At 42.9% G+C, this 18,571-nt stretch carries 20 protein-coding genes and 1 tRNA gene; 11 read left to right on the forward strand and 10 right to left on the reverse strand.

The genetic code is table 11. The features are described 5' to 3' along the window. Window positions 1-45 precede the first annotated feature (45 nt). Window positions 46-117 (forward strand) — tRNA-Glu (locus BXY41_RS08405). Window positions 118-235: 118 nt separating this feature from the next. Here the strand turns inward: BXY41_RS08405 and BXY41_RS08410 are convergent. From BXY41_RS08410 to BXY41_RS08455, 10 genes are all read right to left on the reverse strand, one after another. Further along, window positions 236-658, reverse strand: a complete 423-nt coding sequence (locus BXY41_RS08410; RefSeq protein WP_104436383.1) for a flavodoxin — start codon at window positions 656-658, stop codon at window positions 236-238. A gap of 33 nt (window positions 659-691) precedes the next feature. After that, window positions 692-1,246 (reverse strand): DUF3793 family protein, encoded by a 555-nt coding sequence (locus BXY41_RS08415; protein ID WP_104436384.1) that lies wholly within the window; start codon window positions 1,244-1,246, stop codon window positions 692-694. A 507-nt stretch (window positions 1,247-1,753) separates the two neighbouring features. Then, window positions 1,754-2,518, reverse strand: coding sequence for an SDR family NAD(P)-dependent oxidoreductase (locus BXY41_RS08420; protein ID WP_104436385.1), 765 nt, complete (start codon window positions 2,516-2,518; stop codon window positions 1,754-1,756). 12 nt (window positions 2,519-2,530) lie between these two features. After that, window positions 2,531-3,553, reverse strand: coding sequence for an alcohol dehydrogenase catalytic domain-containing protein (locus BXY41_RS08425; protein WP_104436386.1), 1,023 nt, complete (start codon window positions 3,551-3,553; stop codon window positions 2,531-2,533). Window positions 3,554-3,585: 32 nt separating this feature from the next. Beyond that, window positions 3,586-4,836: an enolase C-terminal domain-like protein gene (locus tag BXY41_RS08430; RefSeq protein ID WP_341457821.1), complete on the reverse strand. Its 1,251-nt coding sequence runs from the start codon at window positions 4,834-4,836 to the stop codon at window positions 3,586-3,588. Continuing rightward, complete coding sequence (locus BXY41_RS08435) at window positions 4,833-5,834, reverse strand: ABC transporter ATP-binding protein (protein ID WP_104436388.1); 1,002 nt, start codon at window positions 5,832-5,834, stop codon at window positions 4,833-4,835. The genes BXY41_RS08430 and BXY41_RS08435 overlap by 4 nt, the downstream gene beginning before the upstream one ends. Continuing rightward, the gene (locus tag BXY41_RS08440; RefSeq protein ID WP_104436389.1) at window positions 5,834-6,802 is read right to left on the reverse strand and encodes an ABC transporter ATP-binding protein; all 969 of its coding nucleotides are present in this window, start codon (window positions 6,800-6,802) and stop codon (window positions 5,834-5,836) included. Before BXY41_RS08440 ends, BXY41_RS08435 begins: the two co-directional genes overlap by 1 nt. Before the next feature lie 16 nt (window positions 6,803-6,818). Next, on the reverse strand, window positions 6,819-7,673 hold the full coding sequence (locus BXY41_RS08445) for an ABC transporter permease (protein WP_104436390.1): 855 nt from the start codon (window positions 7,671-7,673) through the stop codon (window positions 6,819-6,821). A gap of 12 nt (window positions 7,674-7,685) precedes the next feature. Further along, window positions 7,686-8,615 carry an ABC transporter permease gene (locus BXY41_RS08450; RefSeq protein WP_104436391.1) on the reverse strand — a complete coding sequence of 310 codons (930 nt, stop codon included), beginning with the start codon at window positions 8,613-8,615 and terminating at the stop codon, window positions 7,686-7,688. 22 nt (window positions 8,616-8,637) lie between these two features. Further along, window positions 8,638-10,221, reverse strand: a complete 1,584-nt coding sequence (locus tag BXY41_RS08455) for an ABC transporter substrate-binding protein (protein WP_104436392.1) — start codon at window positions 10,219-10,221, stop codon at window positions 8,638-8,640. Window positions 10,222-10,486: 265 nt separating this feature from the next. Here BXY41_RS08455 and BXY41_RS08460 point away from each other — a divergent pair, with 265 nt between their 5' ends. From BXY41_RS08460 to BXY41_RS08500, 10 genes are all read left to right on the forward strand, one after another. Further along, complete coding sequence (locus BXY41_RS08460; RefSeq protein WP_104436393.1) at window positions 10,487-12,790, forward strand: helix-turn-helix domain-containing protein; 2,304 nt, start codon at window positions 10,487-10,489, stop codon at window positions 12,788-12,790. A 106-nt stretch (window positions 12,791-12,896) separates the two neighbouring features. Further along, complete coding sequence (locus tag BXY41_RS08465; protein ID WP_104436394.1) at window positions 12,897-13,181, forward strand: hypothetical protein; 285 nt, start codon at window positions 12,897-12,899, stop codon at window positions 13,179-13,181. 62 nt (window positions 13,182-13,243) lie between these two features. Continuing rightward, entirely contained in the window at window positions 13,244-13,534 is a 291-nt protein-coding gene (locus BXY41_RS08470; protein ID WP_104436395.1) for a hypothetical protein, read from the forward strand. A gap of 37 nt (window positions 13,535-13,571) precedes the next feature. Next, entirely contained in the window at window positions 13,572-15,302 is a 1,731-nt protein-coding gene (locus BXY41_RS08475) for a motility associated factor glycosyltransferase family protein (protein WP_170072288.1), read from the forward strand. Window positions 15,303-15,331: 29 nt separating this feature from the next. Beyond that, complete coding sequence (locus BXY41_RS26710) at window positions 15,332-15,496, forward strand: hypothetical protein (RefSeq protein ID WP_170072289.1); 165 nt, start codon at window positions 15,332-15,334, stop codon at window positions 15,494-15,496. A 30-nt stretch (window positions 15,497-15,526) separates the two neighbouring features. Beyond that, window positions 15,527-15,853, forward strand: a complete 327-nt coding sequence (locus BXY41_RS08480; RefSeq protein ID WP_104436397.1) for a carboxypeptidase regulatory-like domain-containing protein — start codon at window positions 15,527-15,529, stop codon at window positions 15,851-15,853. Next, the gene (locus BXY41_RS08485; RefSeq protein ID WP_104436398.1) at window positions 15,850-16,146 is read left to right on the forward strand and encodes a hypothetical protein; all 297 of its coding nucleotides are present in this window, start codon (window positions 15,850-15,852) and stop codon (window positions 16,144-16,146) included. Before BXY41_RS08480 ends, BXY41_RS08485 begins: the two co-directional genes overlap by 4 nt. A 15-nt stretch (window positions 16,147-16,161) precedes the next feature. Continuing rightward, window positions 16,162-16,398: a hypothetical protein gene (locus tag BXY41_RS08490; protein WP_104436399.1), complete on the forward strand. Its 237-nt coding sequence runs from the start codon at window positions 16,162-16,164 to the stop codon at window positions 16,396-16,398. 11 nt (window positions 16,399-16,409) lie between these two features. After that, window positions 16,410-17,390, forward strand: coding sequence for an NAD-dependent 4,6-dehydratase LegB (locus BXY41_RS08495; RefSeq protein ID WP_104436400.1), 981 nt, complete (start codon window positions 16,410-16,412; stop codon window positions 17,388-17,390). 22 nt (window positions 17,391-17,412) lie between these two features. Further along, window positions 17,413-18,561, forward strand: coding sequence for a LegC family aminotransferase (locus BXY41_RS08500; protein ID WP_104436401.1), 1,149 nt, complete (start codon window positions 17,413-17,415; stop codon window positions 18,559-18,561). The last annotated feature ends 10 nt before the right edge of the window (window positions 18,562-18,571 follow it).

Below are 18,571 nucleotides of genomic sequence, written 5' to 3' on the forward strand. Positions count from 1 at the left end.
ATACCTGTGATATTATAATGGAGCTGTCAGAGATGACAGGGAAACGGCCTATTGGTCAAGCGGTCAAGACGCCGCCCTCTCACGGCGGAAACCCGGGTTCGATTCCCGGATAGGTCATAGGTAAAAAGCTGAGTTTTCGATTAGAAAACTCAGCTTTTTTGTTGGGATATTAATATATTTTGCATAAAAAAAGACATGGGCAGGACTTTAACATCTCGTACCCATGTCTTTTCGATTATGCAAGTGCCTTTCCAAGTTCCACACACTGGGCTGCCCCATCCTCGTCAGGTTCATTGTTACAAATCACACTGTCATGAACCAGAACTGCTCCAAGAGATTTTACGGAATCTTCCCAGTTGCGCATCCACTCACCGTCTCCCCAGCCATAAGAGCCGAATAAAGCAATTTTCTTTCCACTGAGTTTTGCCTCACAGCTTTTAAACATGGGTTCAAATTCGCCCTCCTCTAATTCTTCACTTCCCATGGAAGGACAGCCAAAGGATACAGCATCGTAATCATCCATCTGATCTGCTCCAAAATCAGAAGCGGTAAACAAAGAAGCATCAGCACCTGCAGCTTTTGCACCTTCCAGTACTTTATTTGCCATAGCTTCCGTATTACCGGTTCCGCTCCAATATACAACTGCAACTTTACTCATCTTATCCTACCTCTTTCTTTCCTTTTTATATGCTTAAGCAGCTACTGTAAGCTGCCAGACGGATCTTCCATTTCTCCAGAGCCGGGAATAAATGGTTCTGCATTTTTGATATCTGGCAAAGGTTTTCACCGCTTCACATTCATTGCAATATACTTTCCAACAGCCTAAGCACTTACAGTTCTTTCCAGAATTTTTAATAAAACCAATTACGTCTCCCAGAGGATACCCAAGAAATAATCCAATCTCATGAGGAAAGCCCCCCTCTTCTTTCAGTCGGATTTTTAATCTGTCCAGGGCATGATCCACATCCATCTCTTCGTAACCGTATTTTTTTAAAAATCTGCTTACTCCCGGCCTGTTTAAATCCTTCATTAAATGAGACTTGCGATATACATAAATCAGAGCCTTATTCCCGCGTCTGTATAATTCAATCAATGATATGCCTTTTTCTCCCAGCTGCAGGTTTAAATATTCCAGCTGGCAGCGCAATTCATCTTCTGAAGTAAATGAATGATTAAACAGATTTGCGGTTTTCAAAGAAGCCAGAGTTGGGGAACAATATTCAATTAAATGCCTTTCCAGTAACATATTCATACCTCCATCATGAAATTTGTTTCCCATTTATCATTCAAAAACTGTAACAGCCTATTTGTATGGGTTGTTGTTTGGTTAGTTTTAACTAACACTATATAAATACCATATTTTTCACTGCCAGGCAATACTGTTTTTGCTTAATGGGAATTTTTCTACTATATGATAGTATCTGCAAAGAGGTTTCTGTTACTGTACCAAATTCTGTCATAATTTCTTCATTGTTTTCATACTATTTTTAGATCCTGGTCAAAATTCCTTCACATTTTCCATGTATGATAATATCATAAACATGAAAGATCCCACAAAGTGGTCAGAGCGCTTTCATACATATGTTTTCTAAGTCGGCAGAGTTGCTCTGAAAAGCTTCTTTGCCGGCTCAACCTAAAAAATGTGAATAAATTTGTCAATATTGCATTCCTGAATCCAGGGATTTCATATATATAATAAAGAGGAAGCTGCAGCCGTTAATGGTCTGCAGCTTCCTCTTTATTATGTAATACACTATTTTACAAGATATCCGCCATCTACCGGAATCGCAGTTCCGTTTAAATAATCAGATGCCGAAGATGCCAGGAAAAGTACCGGTCCCTTTAAATCTTCCGGCGTTCCCCATCTGCCTGCCGGTATTCTTACGGTACATTCATCTTTTCTCGCCTGAGTCATATTGGCACACATCTCAGTATCCATATAACCAGGGCAGATACAGTTAATGTTAATGTTCCGTCCTGCACAGTCTACCGCAAGACTCTTTGTCAGCTGGGAGACAGCACCTTTTGTCGCCGTATAAGCAGGTACGGTAGTGCCGCCGAACCAGGTAACCATGGAGCCAATGGTGATGATTTTACCGCCAGTAGACTGTGTAAGCATAACCTTTAACGCCTTCTGTATCATGATAAACACATGGTTTAAATTAATATCCACTACCAGATCCCATTCTTCCATGGGAAATTCCTCAGGCAGATGTCTTCTTTGAATTCCAGCAGCAGGAATCAAAACATCAAGCCTTCCTTCTAAAATATCCATAGATTCTGTAAAAATCCGGTTTATATCCTGGCGGTCTGCCAGATTTCCCGCTACGCCGTAAGCTTCATAACCTTTATCCTGATATTCCTTTACCACCTGTTTCAGTTTTTCTTCCTGTACATCGATCAATACCACTTTACAGCCGGCTTCCAAAAGACCTTCGGCCATTCCTCTGGATAAGCCCTGAGCGCCTCCTGTTACAATACAATGCTTTCCTGTCACATCAAATTTACTGGATATCATGTCTGTTCCTCCCTAATCAAATAGTATTACGGTTTTTTTCACTGCCGGATCCGGATTTTCCATATTCTTAAATACCTGATCAATTTCACTGAATTTCACAAAAGTTGTGGCAAGGCCTTCCAACTGGTATTTCCCCTCTGCCATGTTCTTTGCTACAGGCTGAAACTGATAGGCGCTCATTCTGCTTCCGATGATGTCAAGTTCCCGCTTGTTTATATCTGCCTGGCTGAAACTCTCTGGTTTATCTGAAAATCCCATGGGAATCACTCTGCCTGCGTTGCATACGATTCCCGGCTGTAAAAGAAGTGTAAGACTTCCTGGGAAACATGCGGAATCAAATGCAGCCGTACAGCCATGTCCGCCGGTAATCTGGGATATTCTTTCAGCAATGTCCTCTGTTTTGCTGTTAATTGTCTCATCTGCTCCAAAGGATTTCGCACGGATTAAAGAATCATCGTCAATATCGCAGCAGATCACCTTTGCTCCGATTACCTTGCAGGCCTGAAGAATAATCGTTCCAATGGTTCCGGTTCCAAGTATAAATACGGTATCATCAGGTTGGATTCTGCCCCGTTTGGTACAGTGAGCTCCTATGGCAATGGGCTCGATTAAGGCAGCGTCTTTCCATGGAATGGAATCTTCTATTTTATATACATCATCTTCAGGTGCTGTAAAATACTCTCTCCACCCTCCGTCAGTACCGCTGCCTCTCACCAGTACATGTTCGCATACTTCTTCTCTGCCATGAGTGCACTGATAGCATTCACCGCAGGTAATGATTAAGTCCACCACTACGTGATCTCCTACTTTAACATTTGTAACATTTTTACCTGTTTTTGCCACAATACCGGCATTTTCATGACCAGGTACCAGAGGATAGGTGGAACAGGGATTCTCTCCCCTGTAGATATGTAAATCGCTGCCGCATACACCGGCTGATTTCATTTGAATTAACACTTCATTATCACCTGGTTCTGGAATGGGAATTTCACGGATCTCATAGTGAAACGGGCTGGTAATTACACAAGACTTCATTGTTGTTTCCTCCTTGTTTCTTCTGCTATTAATTAAGGGGTCTGAAGCGCACCATCTCTGCGCCTGGTCTGAGTCCAGGTGACAACGGTATTTTCGCATGGATATTTTGCAGCTTCTTTTTCATTGATATCAACTCCAAGACCTGGCTTATCATTGGCATACACATAGCCATCCATAAATTCCGGAAGTCCCGGAAATACCTCTAAAAGCGCTCCTCTTGGACCTTTTAGATCCTGAATTACAAAGTTTGGCGGCTCAATTCCCGACCACTCCTGTACACCGAAATTTGGTGCAGAAAGATCTAAATGAATATTGGCTGCATGGGCAATGGGTGACATGTCTCCAGGTCCGTGCCACGCCGTTCTTACCCCGTACTGCTCGGCAAAAATCTGAAGCTTTCTCGCCGGAGTAATGCCTCCGATCTGACTTAAATGAACCCGGATAAAGTCAATTAAGTGTTCTGCGATTATCTGCTTCCATTCCACAGAATTATTAAACAGCTCTCCCTCTGCAATGGGAATACTTGTCTGCTCCCGCAGATTTCTAAGCCAGGGCAGCTGCTCAATGGAAACCGGATCCTCCAGGAAAAATAAATCATAAGGTTCCAGTGCTTTTGCCAGCTTAATCGCATCCACTGGCGCAATTCGTTCATGAACGTCGTGAACCAGATTCATATCGAATCCGATCTGATTCCTGATGTCTTCAAACAGTTTGACCGTATTGTGGATATATTCTCTGGAATCCAGATACACACCGCTTAAAGCTCCCTTAGGAGCGGTAGCCGGAACCGTTCCATAGCTGTCTCCTCCATAACCGCCGCACTGGCACCTGATATTGGTAATACCCATTTCTTTATAACGCAGGATATTTTCACAGACTTCTTGTGCATCCCTTCCGTCTGCGTGGCGGTAAACGGGAATTCCCTCCCTGCATTTCCCCCCAAACAGCTGGTATACCGGCATGCCTGCCATCTTTCCTTTAATATCCCATAATGCCATATCCACCCCGGAAATTGCATTGTTTTCTATTGGTCCGTTTCTCCAGTATCCGTTCTGATGCATGAGCTGCCAGATATCTTCGATCCGGTCCACCTCTCTGCCTGTAAGAAGAGGCTTTAGATACTCCTCCACTACGGTCTTTACTGCCAGATGACGGTAGGCAAAGGTCCCACAGCCAAGTCCATACAGCCCTGGCTGATTGGTTATTACCTTTACAACCACCAGATTAATTCCTTCCGGTGCCGTGAGTATTACCTGAATGTCTCTGATTTTTGTATCCATCATTTCCTCCCTGCTTCCAGCTTTCTGGCTTTTTCCCTTGATTCTTCATGGAAATGACAGGCTGCATAGTGGCCTGGTTCCACTTCCTTTAAATCCGGCTTCTGGGTTTTACAGATATCTCTGCATAAAAAGCACCTGGGAGCAAATCTGCAGCCTTCTCCCGGATTGATGGGGCTGGGCACATCTCCGGTCAGTACAATCCTGTTTGTTTTCTCTTTAAAATTAATTTTTGGAACTGCTGACAGCAAGGCGATGGTATAGGGGTGAAGTGCATTGGCAAATATTTCGTCAGTCTGCGCCATCTCTATAATCTGCCCTAAATACATCACTGCCACTTTCTGGGAAATATGCCTTACCACACTTAAATCATGAGAGATAAACAGGAAGGATAAATTCATCTTTTTCTGCAGATCCATGAGCAGATTAATAATGGTGGCCTGAATTGATACATCCAGAGAGGATACCGGTTCATCACAGACGATAAACTCCGGTCCTAAGGATAATGCTCTGGCGATCCCAACCAGCTGACGCTTTCCTCCATCCAGCTCATGGGGATATTTATCCAGTACATATTTCTCCAGTCCGCAAAGCTCAATGATCTCTTCAATCTTCTGCCGCCGTTCATTTCCTGAACAGAGGTTATGGATCCGGTAGGACTCCTCCATAATGCTTTGAATGGTCTTTTTGGGATTTAATGAGGAATAGGGATCCTGGAAAATGATCTGGATTTTCTTTCTGAAATCCATGCTTTCATCACCTTTGGAGTCCAGAACGCTGCTTCCCTTATAAAGGACCTCTCCGTCAGTTGCTTTATGAAGCCTCATGATTACATTTCCTACTGTTGACTTTCCGCAGCCGGATTCCCCCACCAGCCCCAGAGTTTCCCCTGGCATGACTGAAAAGCTGATACCGTCAACCGCATGAAGGACTCCTTTGTTTTTCACTTTAAAATGTTTCTTTAAATTCCGGACTTCAATCACCGGAAGATTCTGCTTCTCCATTAATTTGCTTCCTCCCTCTCAAAACAGGCCACCAGATGACCTGACCCGTATTCCTGAAGCGGCGGCACTTCCTTCCTGCAGCGGTCAGTACAGGAGTTACAGCGGGGATGGAATTTACAGCCGTCAGGCAGTAAACAGGCATTTGCCACATTTCCCGGAATGAAAGCCAGACGGTTTCTGGGACCGCTTAAGTTTGGAATGGCACCTAAAAGCCCTTTTGTATACCAATGCCTGGGGTTTGTAAAAACTTCCTCCACAGTGCCGTATTCGATAATGGTTCCGGCATAAATGACCGCAACCTTCTGGCAAAGTTCTGCAATAATTCCAAGATTATGGGTAATCATCAGCAGAGAACTGGAACGTTTTCTCTGCAGTTCCTTCATCAGCTCTAAAATCTGTGCCTGTATGGTCACATCAAGGGCTGTGGTGGGTTCATCCGCAATCAGAAGCTCCGGATTACAGGCAAGGGCTGCTGCAATACCCACTCTCTGCCTCATACCGCCGGAAAACTGATGGGGAAAATCATCTAAACGGTACTTTGCAATGCCCACCAGTTCTAAAAGCTCCTGGGCTCTTTTTGCGGCCTCTTTTTTACTTAGCTTTTCATGCTTTCTGATTACCATGGAAATCTGTTCTCCAACCGTAAATAATGGATTTAAAGAGCTTAGGGGATTCTGGAATATCATGGATATTTTGTTTCCTCTCATCTCCTCTAAGCTTTTGTGATTCATATCCAGAACCGATTTTCCATCAAAAAGTATGGAACCTCCGGTTATGTTGCCCACTTCTCTTGGAAGAAGCTTTAAGGCAGATAAGGCGATGGTTGTCTTACCAGCTCCAGTCTCCCCCACAAGTCCCAGTGCTTCTCCCCGCTCAATGGTTAAATTAATTCCATTCAGCGCCTTTGCGGTTGCCCGCCCGGTTTTATATTCTACATGCAAATCTTTTATTTCCAACAATGGTGCCATGTTGTCGCCTCCAGCCTTAATCTTTGTTTTTGGGATCCAGTATGTCGCGTACTCCGTCACCAAGGAAGTTAAATGCCAGTACAATGATCATTAATGTGACTCCCGGAACAACTACCGTCCAGGGTGCAGTGGCAATATATTCTCTGCCATCTGCAATCATGGAGCCCAGAGACGGATTGGGAAGGGGAACTCCCATGCCCAGGAAGCTTAAATTTGCCTCCGTCAGAATGACAAATCCGATCTGCTGGCTCATTAAGATAATGAGCGGAGTCAGTACACAGGGAAGAACCTGGGTGATCAGTATCCTGGCATTGGAAGCGCCAAGTACTCTTGATGCCTGGATAAATTCGCTGTTGCGGATTCCCATTACACTTCCCCGCACCACCCTTGTATAAGAGGTCCAGCCCACAATGGCAAGAACCAGTAAAAGATTGGGTACGCTGTTGCCGAAGATTGCCATTACGGTAATTGCCAGTACCATGGTGGGAATGGAGAGCTGTATATCACAGATACGCATGATAACATTATCGATGGTGCCTCCGAAAAATCCGGCAATCGCTCCCAGTGCCGTTCCGATTAAAGCAGGGATCAGCACTCCTGCTGCTGCAATTAGCAAAGAGATGCGGCAGCCCGTAACCAGTCTTGTAAAAATATCCTGTCCAAGGGCATCTGTGCCCAATATGTATCCGTTTATTCCGTTTGCAAGGAATTCCGGTGAAATCAGACGTTTCCTTAAATCCGACTGTATGGGATCATGAACCACAAACAGCGGAGAAGTGAAAGCTGCCAGAGTAACAAAAACTGCTATAACCAGCCCGATTACAAAGAACTTCGATTTTTTCATCCTTCGAAGCAATTCACTTTTTTTCATGTTGTTCCCTCCCTAATTCAGACTCATGCGCGGATCAACAGCCACGTAGATGATGTCCACCAAAATATTAATGATTACGAACAGGGAAGCCGTCACAAGCAGAATAGACTGAATCAGTGGAAAATCTCTCATGTTAATGGCTTTTACAGTCAGACTTCCAAGCCCCGGCCAGCCAAATACCTGTTCCACTATAATCGCCCCTGCAAGAAGCTGTCCGATCTGCATCCCAATGATGGTGATGGTAGGAAGCAGCGCATTTTTTAAAGCATATCTGGTATAGATCTTAAAATTACCGATTCCTCTTGCCTTTGTCGCTGTAATGTAATCCTCTTCCAGTACCTCATACATTCCGGAACGGAGCATTCTTGTAACTAAAGCAGCCAGGGGAAGCCCAAGGGTAAGTGCCGGAAGAATCAGATTCCGGAAGGAACCGTACCCCTGTGTGGGAAGCACTCCCATAAAAACTCCGAAAAACAGGATAAAGAGAAGCCCAAGCCAGACCTGGGACATGGACATTCCTAAAAGAGCAAATACCATGGAGAAAAAATCAATTGCTGATCCCTTCTTAATTCCCGATATAATACCCATGGGAAAACTGACTAAAATGGATACAACCACTGCAGCAAAGGTCAGTAAACCAGTTGCCGGAAGGCGTCCGAATATCAGTTCTCCGCAAGAACGGTTAAAAAAAATAGATGTACCCAGATTTCCGTGGAGAACATCCCCAATGTAGATTAAGTATTGCTGAATAAGCGGTTTATTCAATCCCATTTTCGCTTCTACGGCTGCAATCTGCTCCACTGTAGCATTATCCGGCAGCATAAGAGCTGCCGGATTGCCCGGGGCGAGACGCATAAGTCCAAAGGCTACAATGGATACGCCAAACAGCACGATAACCGCTGACAGCAGTCTTTTTACCATAAACTGCATGAAATTCTGCATTTCATTACCCCCTGGTTATAGATTAGTTTTTCATGACTCTTGAAAGGTCAATAATAGTGTCGTTGTAAAGCTTTACTCCGCTCAGCTTATTGGAATAGGCATTGATGGTATCCAGATTGATGAAGTAGCACATACGGCCTCCGTCTTCCATCATTAATGTAAACGCCTGCTTTAACAACTCATCCTGCTTGCTTCTGTCAATGGTCTGTCTGGCCTCTGTTAACAGGGAAGTGATCTCAGGATTTTCAAGCTGGGTATTACAGGAATCGGACAGCCAGTGTGTTATCATATGTCTCCATGGAGAGCCGTTGTTGTAAAATACATTGGAGAATGCAATATCATAATCTCCGGCAGAACGCTTTGTTACAAACGTAGCGCCTTCCATGATTTCCAGTTTTACATTAAATCCTGCTTCTGTCATCATGGACATGACTGCCTGAAGCACCTCTTTTGTACGGGGTACCTTTCCGTCAATAGCCATGAAATAGATTTCTTCTCCCTTGTAGCTGCTTTCTTTTAAAAGTTTCTTGGCAAGCTCTGGATCATACTGGTTGTATTTGCTTTCCAAATCCTTATCGTATCCCGTAACGCCTTCCATTACAGGCCAGTAAGCAGGGGAACCGGAACCAAGAATGCTTTCCACAATTAACTTGCGGTCAATGGCGTGGGTCAGGGCAAGGCGCACATTTTTATCTGCAAAGGGCTTTCCCTGTCCGGACTGAAGAGCCATCCAGCTGATGGTTGTACCTGGCTTGGAATCCACCGTCACTCCATCTGTTCCGGAAAGTACATCCACCTGATCCGGGGGAATGTTGGATATCAAATCAAATTCACCGGTTCTCATACTGGATACACGGGTGGTGTCTTCCGATATTGGCTTATAGATGATCTTATCCACATTGGATTTCTGATCGCCCCAATCCCAGTAATCATCGTTTCTTACAAATACGGCTTCATTACCCGGATCCCAGCTGACAAACTTCCATGGACCTGTACCAGGGCTTGTCTTAAACATATCCTCTCCCTGTTCTGCCAGAGCCTTTGCCGGCAGCATAGGCATATAGGTAAGTTGGTTCAGCATATCGCCGATTGGCTTCTTACAATGTATAACAGCTGTATATTCGTCTGACGCTTCCACAGATTCAATATCAGACCAGAGGAAATTCATATTTAAGGTATTGTTAAACGCACCTCTTTCCAGAGTTGCCTTTACTGAGTCCGCATTGAAGTCTTCTCCATTATGGAATTTGACTCCCTGTCTTAATTTAAATGTCCAGTCCAGACCGTCATCGGATACACTCCATTCTGTAGCAAGACCTGGTTCATAATTACCTGCGTGGTCCGTACGAACCAGCATATCGTAAATCAGAAGCTGAATGCTGTAAAACGGAACAACCGGCTGTCCCATTGGATCCCATGTGTAGACATCTTCAGACATGGAAAATGTCACAACATTCTCTCCGCCTTCTTTTTTACCTGCAGAGGTTTCCGTACCGCCCTCCGCGTTTGTTCCCGGGGTACTGCTCTTTGTGCCGCCCCCGCAGCCTGACAGTGTGCCAATCCCCAGGACAGCCGCCAGCAGACAGCAAATAATTCTTTTTCTCATAATGTTCTTTCCCTTTCTCCATACAAATTCACACCAAACCGAGCTCGTTGCTGTATGGTGAGTATAGCCTACTGGTATGCAGACTGTAAATATCCCATTCTTCAACTGGTTTCCATTATTTGCCCTGAAAAGATAATATTTGTTAATAGTACAAAATTTATCAAAAGATAGGCTTCTTTCAGCACTTGTTATCAATCTTTAAATCTTATATACTTATTTTTGTGACATTTACATAATTTTCTACACCTGGGAGGGGCCATCATACATGAATCATAATTTAAAAGACATCTTACGTAAATTCCGGAACAAAAAACTTCTCACACAGCTTTTTACTGTCATGGCTGCTTTCAGCGGAATTTTAATGGCAGTGGTATCCATGGTAGTCAACCATCAGACTACGGCCACCTTTCTAAAAAATAATAACCTGATCTACACCAACACTCTGGAAGTTTCCATTAAGACACTGGACACATTATTTTCCGGTTTTCACAACTCCCTGACGCATATTACCTATGATGCAAGCATTGTGGATTCCGTGGTGACGCCAAAGCCTTTAGACTCTGTAGCCAATTATCAGGTATGGTCAGTTTTAAACGGTTACTGCCAGGAAACAGAAGGAATGGAAGAAATTTATCTCTACATAAGAAAAACCAATCAGGTGCTTACATCTACCTATGAAAAATGTTCCCTTGACTTTTTTCGGGAGAGAGATCTGGTAGACAGACACTTTGCCTCCCGCCCTTCCACTGTTCTTCTGAAAAGCGGACGTACCACCTCCATTGAAATTTATAAGGACAGAGTTTATATGGTGAGAGACTTTCCCTTAAACGGGGAAAAAGGACTGGGAACACTGTTTATGAAGATGAAGTCTTCAGTCCTTTCGGATGCACTGGAGGCAGCCCAGACATCCTATAGCCATCTTCTGGCCTATGATAATAATTTTAATCCGCTCTTTCCCGGCATGCTGGATTATGACAGGGTGCCAGAAGGATTGATTGATCTGATACCTGGGTATATAAAAGAGGGTAGAAATACCATATATTCCGACAATCAGCACTATTATTTCTGTCAGTCTGATCAGACCGGAATTAATCTGGTTCTGTTGGTTGACGATACGGCTTTCATGCCTTCCACACGCATGGTGTTCATGAATTCTCTCCCTTATTTTGCCCTTATTTTAGTTTTAAGCAGTCTTTTGTCTGTATGCGTTCTTTACTTAAGCTATATGCCTGTTCAGAAATTAAAGAAAATGATTTCATTGGAGGAAAGCAGTGGTAACAATGCTGACAGCAAGAATGAATGGGATTATCTAACAGAAAGCTTTTTAAAAATATCCAATCATAAATATCAGCTGGATTATATTTTAAGTAATATGATTCCAAAAATTTCCAAGGAATTTTACTTTGACCTGTTGAGCGGAAAACCAATGGATCTCCCTTATATTAAAAGCATACTAACAAATATAGGCAGTCCTTTAAATACTGAAGATCCCTGCAAAGTGATCACAGTCACTTTTCTGGATTTTGCTGATCCGGTTTTAAAAAACCATCTCACTGACAGTTTAAAGCAGATCCTTAAACGGAATTCAGATGGTATCTGCAGATATGTACTGCAGCAGATCGACGAATCCCTTTATGCAGTGATTATTCAGTTTATAGCAGACCTTGGATATAGTAAAATTACAGATTTTGAAATTAAGGTGGAACAAGCCTTTTTTCAATCCAACGATGACCGGAGTAACGGTGTATTACTGGAAATTGGTCCCAAATGCAGTTCGATTCAGAATGTATCCTTTTCTTATCAGGAAAGCCTGGAAAGACTGGCCAGACAGAAATACCCTTCCAAAAAAACCAATGAAAAAACTGTGCGCAGTGAGGAAGACTCTGTAAAGTTCAACCATCATTTCTTTCAGCTGCAGATGAAATCAATCTCAGAGTTAATTATGAAAGGGGATACTGACACAGCTTTAAAAAAGGCACTCCATATCTGCCATACCCTGCCTCACGACGGTAATCCCGAGGAGATATGCAGAGCTTATGAATATTACCGTCTGGCTTTTTTAAATACACTTGCTTCCTACCGCATTACGGAAGCCGAAGAAAAAGAATACGCATTCCTCTTTGATCCCGACCCCTATTCCTCCCAATGCGCAGAGAATCCTGCCTGTATGCAGGAGTATATGGTGCCGTTTTGTACGGCTGCCGTAAACCTTCTGTCAGAAAAATATTTAAAGCAGCAGCATAAGTATTTAATTCGGGCAAAACGCTGCATTGAAGAGAGCTATGCAGACCCAAATCTTTCCCTGAACCTGCTGGCAGAACAGTGCAAGACCACCACCAGTTATTTGAGCAGGCTTTTTAAAGAAAGCTTTGGAATTAATTTTGTGGACTATTTAAACCAGTACCGGATAGAAAAGGCCAAAGAACTGCTTATGACTACCAGTAAACCGGTAAAAGAGATTGCTTCCACTACAGGATTTAATTCCCAGCAGAACTTTATCCGGGTATTTAAAAAGCATGCAGGCGTGACGCCTGGACAGTTTAAGTCTGAAAAAGAGAGTACGAAATAAAAGACTGGAAGCATGCGGGAGGCGGCAATTTCACCGTTTTGTAATTAGTACATACTATATATAAGAAATACGTATTTCTATTACTAAAACAAGTGGGGGCGTTATTATGGCTAATTATAAACCAATTGCTAAAACAATCGGAGCAGCATCCGCTGCATCAGGTATTGTTCTTCATGCAAAAATTTCAACAACAAGCTGGGTACTGCTTTTAGTCAGAGGTACTGCTGTCTTTAGCAATACAATCTTAAGAAGTGGTGCTGTCGCTATCTGGACATCCGGAACTCCGACAACTGCGACTCCAACCTATACAACGTTTACAGACGCAAATGCAATTTACGGCATTTCAACCAGGGCTGGTGTTGGACTTACAATTAAATTCTACTCCAAGTAGTAGCACTCCGGGGGTGTCCTTAAATCTCTTTTTGGGGTCACCCTCTATAAAGGAGGCATGATATGTTATCTAAATTATGTTTTACAGGCTGCCAGTTAATCTGCTCCGGAGTTGTGACTGCTGATGTGAATCTAACATGTGATTCGTATCTGTTTCTTACAGGAACGGTATACACCCCTACCGGAGATCCTTTGCCAAATGCTGCCGTTGAAGTGCGCATCCTTGATGACGCGGATCCTTCCCGGGTGATTAGGATCGGTGTCACGTTTTCTCTTGCAGATGGCACTTATGGGGTCTCTCTGCCCAGAATACCCGGCAGACAGTACCAGCTGCTGGCATTTTCGCCTTTATAGTCATTGGCTTAAGGCCACCATTCTTGTGGAGGAAGCTATGAAAATCATTAAAACTTCTGATGGATATAAAGTCTGCCGTATAAAAAAAGATGGGAAATATGAATATCTGGCAGACATTGCACATTACGACCAGGAAATTCGCAAGCTTATAGATACTCTGGATGGATTAAAATTCGATTCTCTTATTTTTTTATTCGGCATTGACACAGGATCTTATTTAGAGCAATTAAAAAAATGTCTCTGCAGCAAAAATAATGTCATTATCTTCGAACCGAACCCCTCCGTTTTCAAGCAGTTTAAAGCGGCCTTAAGCGATAATATCCGCCTTGTCTTTTACGAAGAAAAACTGGTGAAGCAGATATTTGAACAGACCATTACTCTTAAGAATATCAATAATATCTATTTTTATGCTTTTGGAAATTACCAGAAAATCTATAAAAAAGAATATGACCGGCTTATTGAGCACCTGGACTGGACTATCACCAATGCTGCCTCTCAGGTATACTTAGCCAAGCGCTTTAAAAATGTTTTCATTAAGAATATGATTGCAAACATGAAAATAATTAATCAGGCTACTCCAGTCAACAACTATGTATTTTCCAACAAGGATGTTCCCGCCATTGTAGTCTCCGGGGGTTCTTCTCTTGATCAGAATATAAAGGATATGGTAAAGCAGAGAGATAAGCTGAACGATTACTTTATCATTACAGGAAGCAGAACATTGAAAGCACTTGTTGAGAACGGAATTGTTCCGGATATGGTTGTTTCCGTTGATCCGGTAGATGCTAATTACGAAATGATGAAAGATTATCTGGATTTAGACGTACCGCTGGCATTTTATGAATACAGCAACCGTTATCTTCTCAGGGATTATAGCGGTGAGAAAATTCTGATTTCTCTTCTGCTTTCACATACGATAAAAGGAATGGAGAATGTGAAATCGGTCTATTGCGGCGGATCCGTATCCCATGCCTGTATTGACATCGCCAATATGCTGGGCTGTTCCCCCATTCTTCTTACTGGTCAGGATTTTGCACTTACAAATAAAAAACATCACGCAGACAGCGCACTATTTCCCTTTGACAGCACCAGCCGGTATGATGCTCAGATTTTAATTAAAGATATCAACGGAAATCCAATAGAAACAACTGTAACCCTGGATTCCTTCAGACGGAATCTTGAGTATTATATCAGCTGTTATAAAGACCGGCCCCGTGTCCAATTTATTAACTGTTCTTATGGAGCTGAAATAAAAGGAGCCCCTCACAGAGAATTAAGTGAGATATTGGAAAAAGGTACTTTTTCCGGAAGAAAAACTCCCTGCAGACCAGATCATGAGCTGAATATAAATCCTGAAAAGACAATTAAAACCATTTTGGAATTTTTGGATAACTATCTGACTAAAACCAGTCAGGGATTGGAATTGTGCCAGATAATACTATCTGAAAATAATTCGAAATCCCTTCTGGAGGTTGAGGAAGACGATATTGATCTTCAGAGAATCTTATATATCCTGCAAATTGTAAATAACATTGAAAATGACCCATACAACCAGTTTATTGGAGGGTATTTTACGGAATTTCTTTATGATATGAAAGAAAAAAACAACCACATGTCTGCAAAAGATTTTGACAGATTAACTTCCGACCTTCAATATCAGACAAATTTTTTAAATGAATACTTGGAATGCCTCAATAAAATACTGGCAGAGGTTAAGGATACCATTGTCTCTACGGTATCAGAATTCTACCAATCGCATATAGTTTAGTAAATCCTATGAGAATAGAGGGTATGCATATGGAAGACGACGTTCAATTTGATTCAATTAAGAACAATTACAAGGAAATGAAAGTATCCAAAATGATTGTAAATGGAAAAGAGCAGGAAGGAAATATCATCAGTGCTGAAGTTACGAAAGACAGTCAGCAGTTAAATGTGACCGTTTATACCCAAAACAAGTAAAGAAGGAAAGAAAGGGGGCGAAACGAAACCATGGACTGTCATAAACATTCCTCTTTCACCATAAGAGGCTCCAGGCTTCTGCCCTGCAGAGAAAATCATTTTGATTTTCATCTTGGCCGAATCAACTTTCAAATTATCAAGGGAACGGTTTACTGCCTGAATCAGACCCCCAGCGCCGGAGCTGCCGTACAGATCACCCAGGTCGATATGGTGAATCACACTTCCACTGTACTTGGTTACGCAATTACAGATGAAGCGGGGCGTTATGTCTTTTCCCTTGAGGCACGGCCTGACATGAAATATGAGATTTCGGTCTTCGCCCCATTAATCACTGAGGGAAAGGGGGATATTTGTTGAGCTGCTATACAGAACTTTTAATATCACCAAAGAATTTTAATAACAGAAATATAGCTTCGGCGGTCATTACCATGGAATACGTTCCTGAAGTACTGCTGACCGGAACCGTTTATAATAACCGGTGCGAAGCTGTGGAAGGTGCTGTCGTCCGTGTTATCGCTGTGGCCTCTCTTACAAAAAAGGATCTTGGTTATGTAATGACCAATCAATTCGGAGAGTTTGCCATTGTGGTAGAAAAGAATCCGCAAATCAACTACCAGTTCGATATCTACGAACCGGTCCTCACCAGTTAATTAAGGGGAAATGTCATGGCACGTGGAATAATCAGGGGGATGGTCCGCTACAAAAATCGTGTTCCAGTGAGAGGCGCCATCATTATTTTGGAACGAATGGTAAATGTATTTAATGAAGAACTGAAAGAAGACGACTGGGAAGGGGTCTATCTGGGTTTCGCTCAGACTAACATGCACGGGGAGTTTTGTTTTTCTGTCCCGGACAATACCGTTACTTACCGGGTAAAGGTTTTTGACAATCATCATGAGTGAGGAGGAACATCATGAAAAAGGTACTGGTCACGGGAGCAGACGGCTTTATCGGCAGCCATCTGACAGAAGAGCTTGTCAACCGGGGATATGAGGTAAAAGCATTTGTCTACTATAACTCCTTTGGTACCTACGGCTGGCTTGATACTCTTCCCGCACATATCAAGGATGAAATAGAAATACATAGCGGAGACATCCGGGATCCCAATGGAGTAAGGACTGCTGTGTCCGGTGTGGATTCTGTCTTTCACCTGGCAGCGTTGATTGCCATTCCATACAGCTATGAGTCTCCTGATTCTTATGTGGATACCAATGTTAAGGGAACCTTAAATATTCTTCAGGCTGCAAGAGCCCTGGAAACTGGCAAAGTCTTAATTACATCCACTTCAGAAGTCTACGGCAGTGCCGACTATGTTCCCATTGATGAATCTCATCCATTAAAAGCCCAGTCCCCTTATTCCGCTACGAAGATAGGCGGGGACCGGCTGGCAGAATCATTTTACAGGAGTTTTTCTCTTCCTGTTGCAATAGTGCGGCCGTTTAATACGTATGGCCCAAGACAGTCTGCCAGGGCAGTCATCCCCACAATTATCAGTCAGCTTCTGGCAGGAAAGGAAGACATCCATCTGGGAAGCCTCACTCCTACCAGAGATTTTAATTATGTAAAGGATACTGTCAGCGGCTTTATTGAAATCGAATCATCGGAACACACCGTGGGAGAAGAAATCAATATAGCCAGCGGAATAGAAATTTCTATCGGGGAACTTGCCCGGGAGCTGATCCGTCAGATTAATCCAAAGGCAGAGATCATCTGTGAAAATGAAAGACTGCGCCCGGAAAAAAGCGAAGTGACCAGACTTCTTGGATCAAATAAAAAGCTGAAAGCCCTGACAAACTGGAAACAGCAATATACCTTATCTCAGGGTCTGGAAGAAACCATACACTGGATGGAAAACAATTTAAACCATTACCGGACAGACCGGTATAACATTTAATAGAAACCACAGGAGGCATCCCATGATTCCCCTATCTGTGCCTGTAATCAAAGGCAATGAAAAAAAATATGTAGACGAGGCAATTTCAAATGGCTGGGTCTCTACTTCAGGCAGCTATGTAACCAGATTTGAACATGAAATGGCTGATTATTTAAAGATAAAGCAAACAGCTGCGGTCCAAAGCGGCACAGCTGCTCTCCATCTGTCTTACCTTCTTTCCGGGGTAAAACCAGGTCAGGAAGTGATCGTACCTGCACTGACTTTTATTGCCGCGGTGAATCCTGTAAAATATCTGGGTGCAGAACCAGTCTTTATGGATTGTGATGATTCACTGAATATGGATTGCCAGAAACTGGAAGATTTTCTAAAAAAGGAATGCACAAAAACCACTTTAGGTCTTAGAAATAACAAATCCAAACGGATTATCACGGCTATCACAGTGGTTCATGTTTTTGGTAATATGGCAGATATGGAGACCCTCGTCCGTCTGGCTGATGAGTATGGCTTAAAGCTGATTGAAGATGCCACAGAAGCACTTGGAACCAGATATACAGACGGGCTATATGAGGGGAAATTTGCAGGCACCATGGGTGATTTCGGAGCCTATTCCTTCAACGGCAATAAAATCATCACAACCGGCGGCGGTGGACTGGTGACTGCAAAAAAGGCGGCTGATGTGGAACGATGTGCCTATCTGGCGGCTCAGGCAAAGGATGATACTCTCTTTTATGTCCACAATCACATTGGCTACAATTACCGGATGACCAATATGCAGGCAGCCCTTGGAGTGGGGCAGCTGGAATGTCTGGAAGATTATATCCACATGAAAGAACAAAATTATAATTATTACAGGGAAGGGCTTGAGAATTTTGAGGATGGTAAGCTGATGCCATTTAACGAAAAAGCCAGAAACAATCACTGGTTTTACTCACTTCTTTTAACAAACAAGGCCTTAAAAAGAGATTCTCTTATGAAACAGCTGAAAGAAGCAGGAATTGAGTCCAGGCCCATCTGGAAACTGAATCACACACAGACCATGTATCAGAGCTGCCAGGCCTATTATATTGAAAAAGCGCCTTACTATCAAAACAGAATCATAAATCTGCCCTGCAGTGTAAATATAACGGAAGCAGACATAAACTATGTTATAGAGGCTTTAAGGAAAAGCTGACAACCAGAAG

Source organism: Lacrimispora xylanisolvens (assembly GCF_002934545.1).
Taxonomy (GTDB): Bacteria; Bacillota; Clostridia; order Lachnospirales; family Lachnospiraceae; genus Lacrimispora; species Lacrimispora xylanisolvens.

Bases quoted from the DNA above. Each gene is read 5' to 3' on its own strand.
- BXY41_RS08410 (WP_104436383.1), bottom strand. From the start codon at position 658: ATGAGTAAAGTTGCAGTTGTATATTGGAGCGGAACCGGTAATACGGAA.
- BXY41_RS08415 (WP_104436384.1), bottom strand. From the start codon at position 1,246: ATGTTACTGGAAAGGCATTTAATTGAATATTGTTCCCCAACTCTGGCT.
- BXY41_RS08420 (WP_104436385.1), bottom strand. From the start codon at position 2,518: ATGATATCCAGTAAATTTGATGTGACAGGAAAGCATTGTATTGTAACA.
- BXY41_RS08425 (WP_104436386.1), bottom strand. From the start codon at position 3,553: ATGAAGTCTTGTGTAATTACCAGCCCGTTTCACTATGAGATCCGTGAA.
- BXY41_RS08430 (WP_341457821.1), bottom strand. From the start codon at position 4,836: ATGATGGATACAAAAATCAGAGACATTCAGGTAATACTCACGGCACCG.
- BXY41_RS08435 (WP_104436388.1), bottom strand. From the start codon at position 5,834: ATGGAGAAGCAGAATCTTCCGGTGATTGAAGTCCGGAATTTAAAGAAA.
- BXY41_RS08440 (WP_104436389.1), bottom strand. From the start codon at position 6,802: ATGGCACCATTGTTGGAAATAAAAGATTTGCATGTAGAATATAAAACC.
- BXY41_RS08445 (WP_104436390.1), bottom strand. From the start codon at position 7,673: ATGAAAAAAAGTGAATTGCTTCGAAGGATGAAAAAATCGAAGTTCTTT.
- BXY41_RS08450 (WP_104436391.1), bottom strand. From the start codon at position 8,615: ATGCAGAATTTCATGCAGTTTATGGTAAAAAGACTGCTGTCAGCGGTT.
- BXY41_RS08455 (WP_104436392.1), bottom strand. From the start codon at position 10,221: ATGAGAAAAAGAATTATTTGCTGTCTGCTGGCGGCTGTCCTGGGGATT.
- BXY41_RS08460 (WP_104436393.1), top strand. From the start codon at position 10,487: ATGAATCATAATTTAAAAGACATCTTACGTAAATTCCGGAACAAAAAA.
- BXY41_RS08465 (WP_104436394.1), top strand. From the start codon at position 12,897: ATGGCTAATTATAAACCAATTGCTAAAACAATCGGAGCAGCATCCGCT.
- BXY41_RS08470 (WP_104436395.1), top strand. From the start codon at position 13,244: ATGTTATCTAAATTATGTTTTACAGGCTGCCAGTTAATCTGCTCCGGA.
- BXY41_RS08475 (WP_170072288.1), top strand. From the start codon at position 13,572: ATGAAAATCATTAAAACTTCTGATGGATATAAAGTCTGCCGTATAAAA.
- BXY41_RS26710 (WP_170072289.1), top strand. From the start codon at position 15,332: ATGGAAGACGACGTTCAATTTGATTCAATTAAGAACAATTACAAGGAA.
- BXY41_RS08480 (WP_104436397.1), top strand. From the start codon at position 15,527: ATGGACTGTCATAAACATTCCTCTTTCACCATAAGAGGCTCCAGGCTT.
- BXY41_RS08490 (WP_104436399.1), top strand. From the start codon at position 16,162: ATGGCACGTGGAATAATCAGGGGGATGGTCCGCTACAAAAATCGTGTT.
- BXY41_RS08495 (WP_104436400.1), top strand. From the start codon at position 16,410: ATGAAAAAGGTACTGGTCACGGGAGCAGACGGCTTTATCGGCAGCCAT.
- BXY41_RS08500 (WP_104436401.1), top strand. From the start codon at position 17,413: ATGATTCCCCTATCTGTGCCTGTAATCAAAGGCAATGAAAAAAAATAT.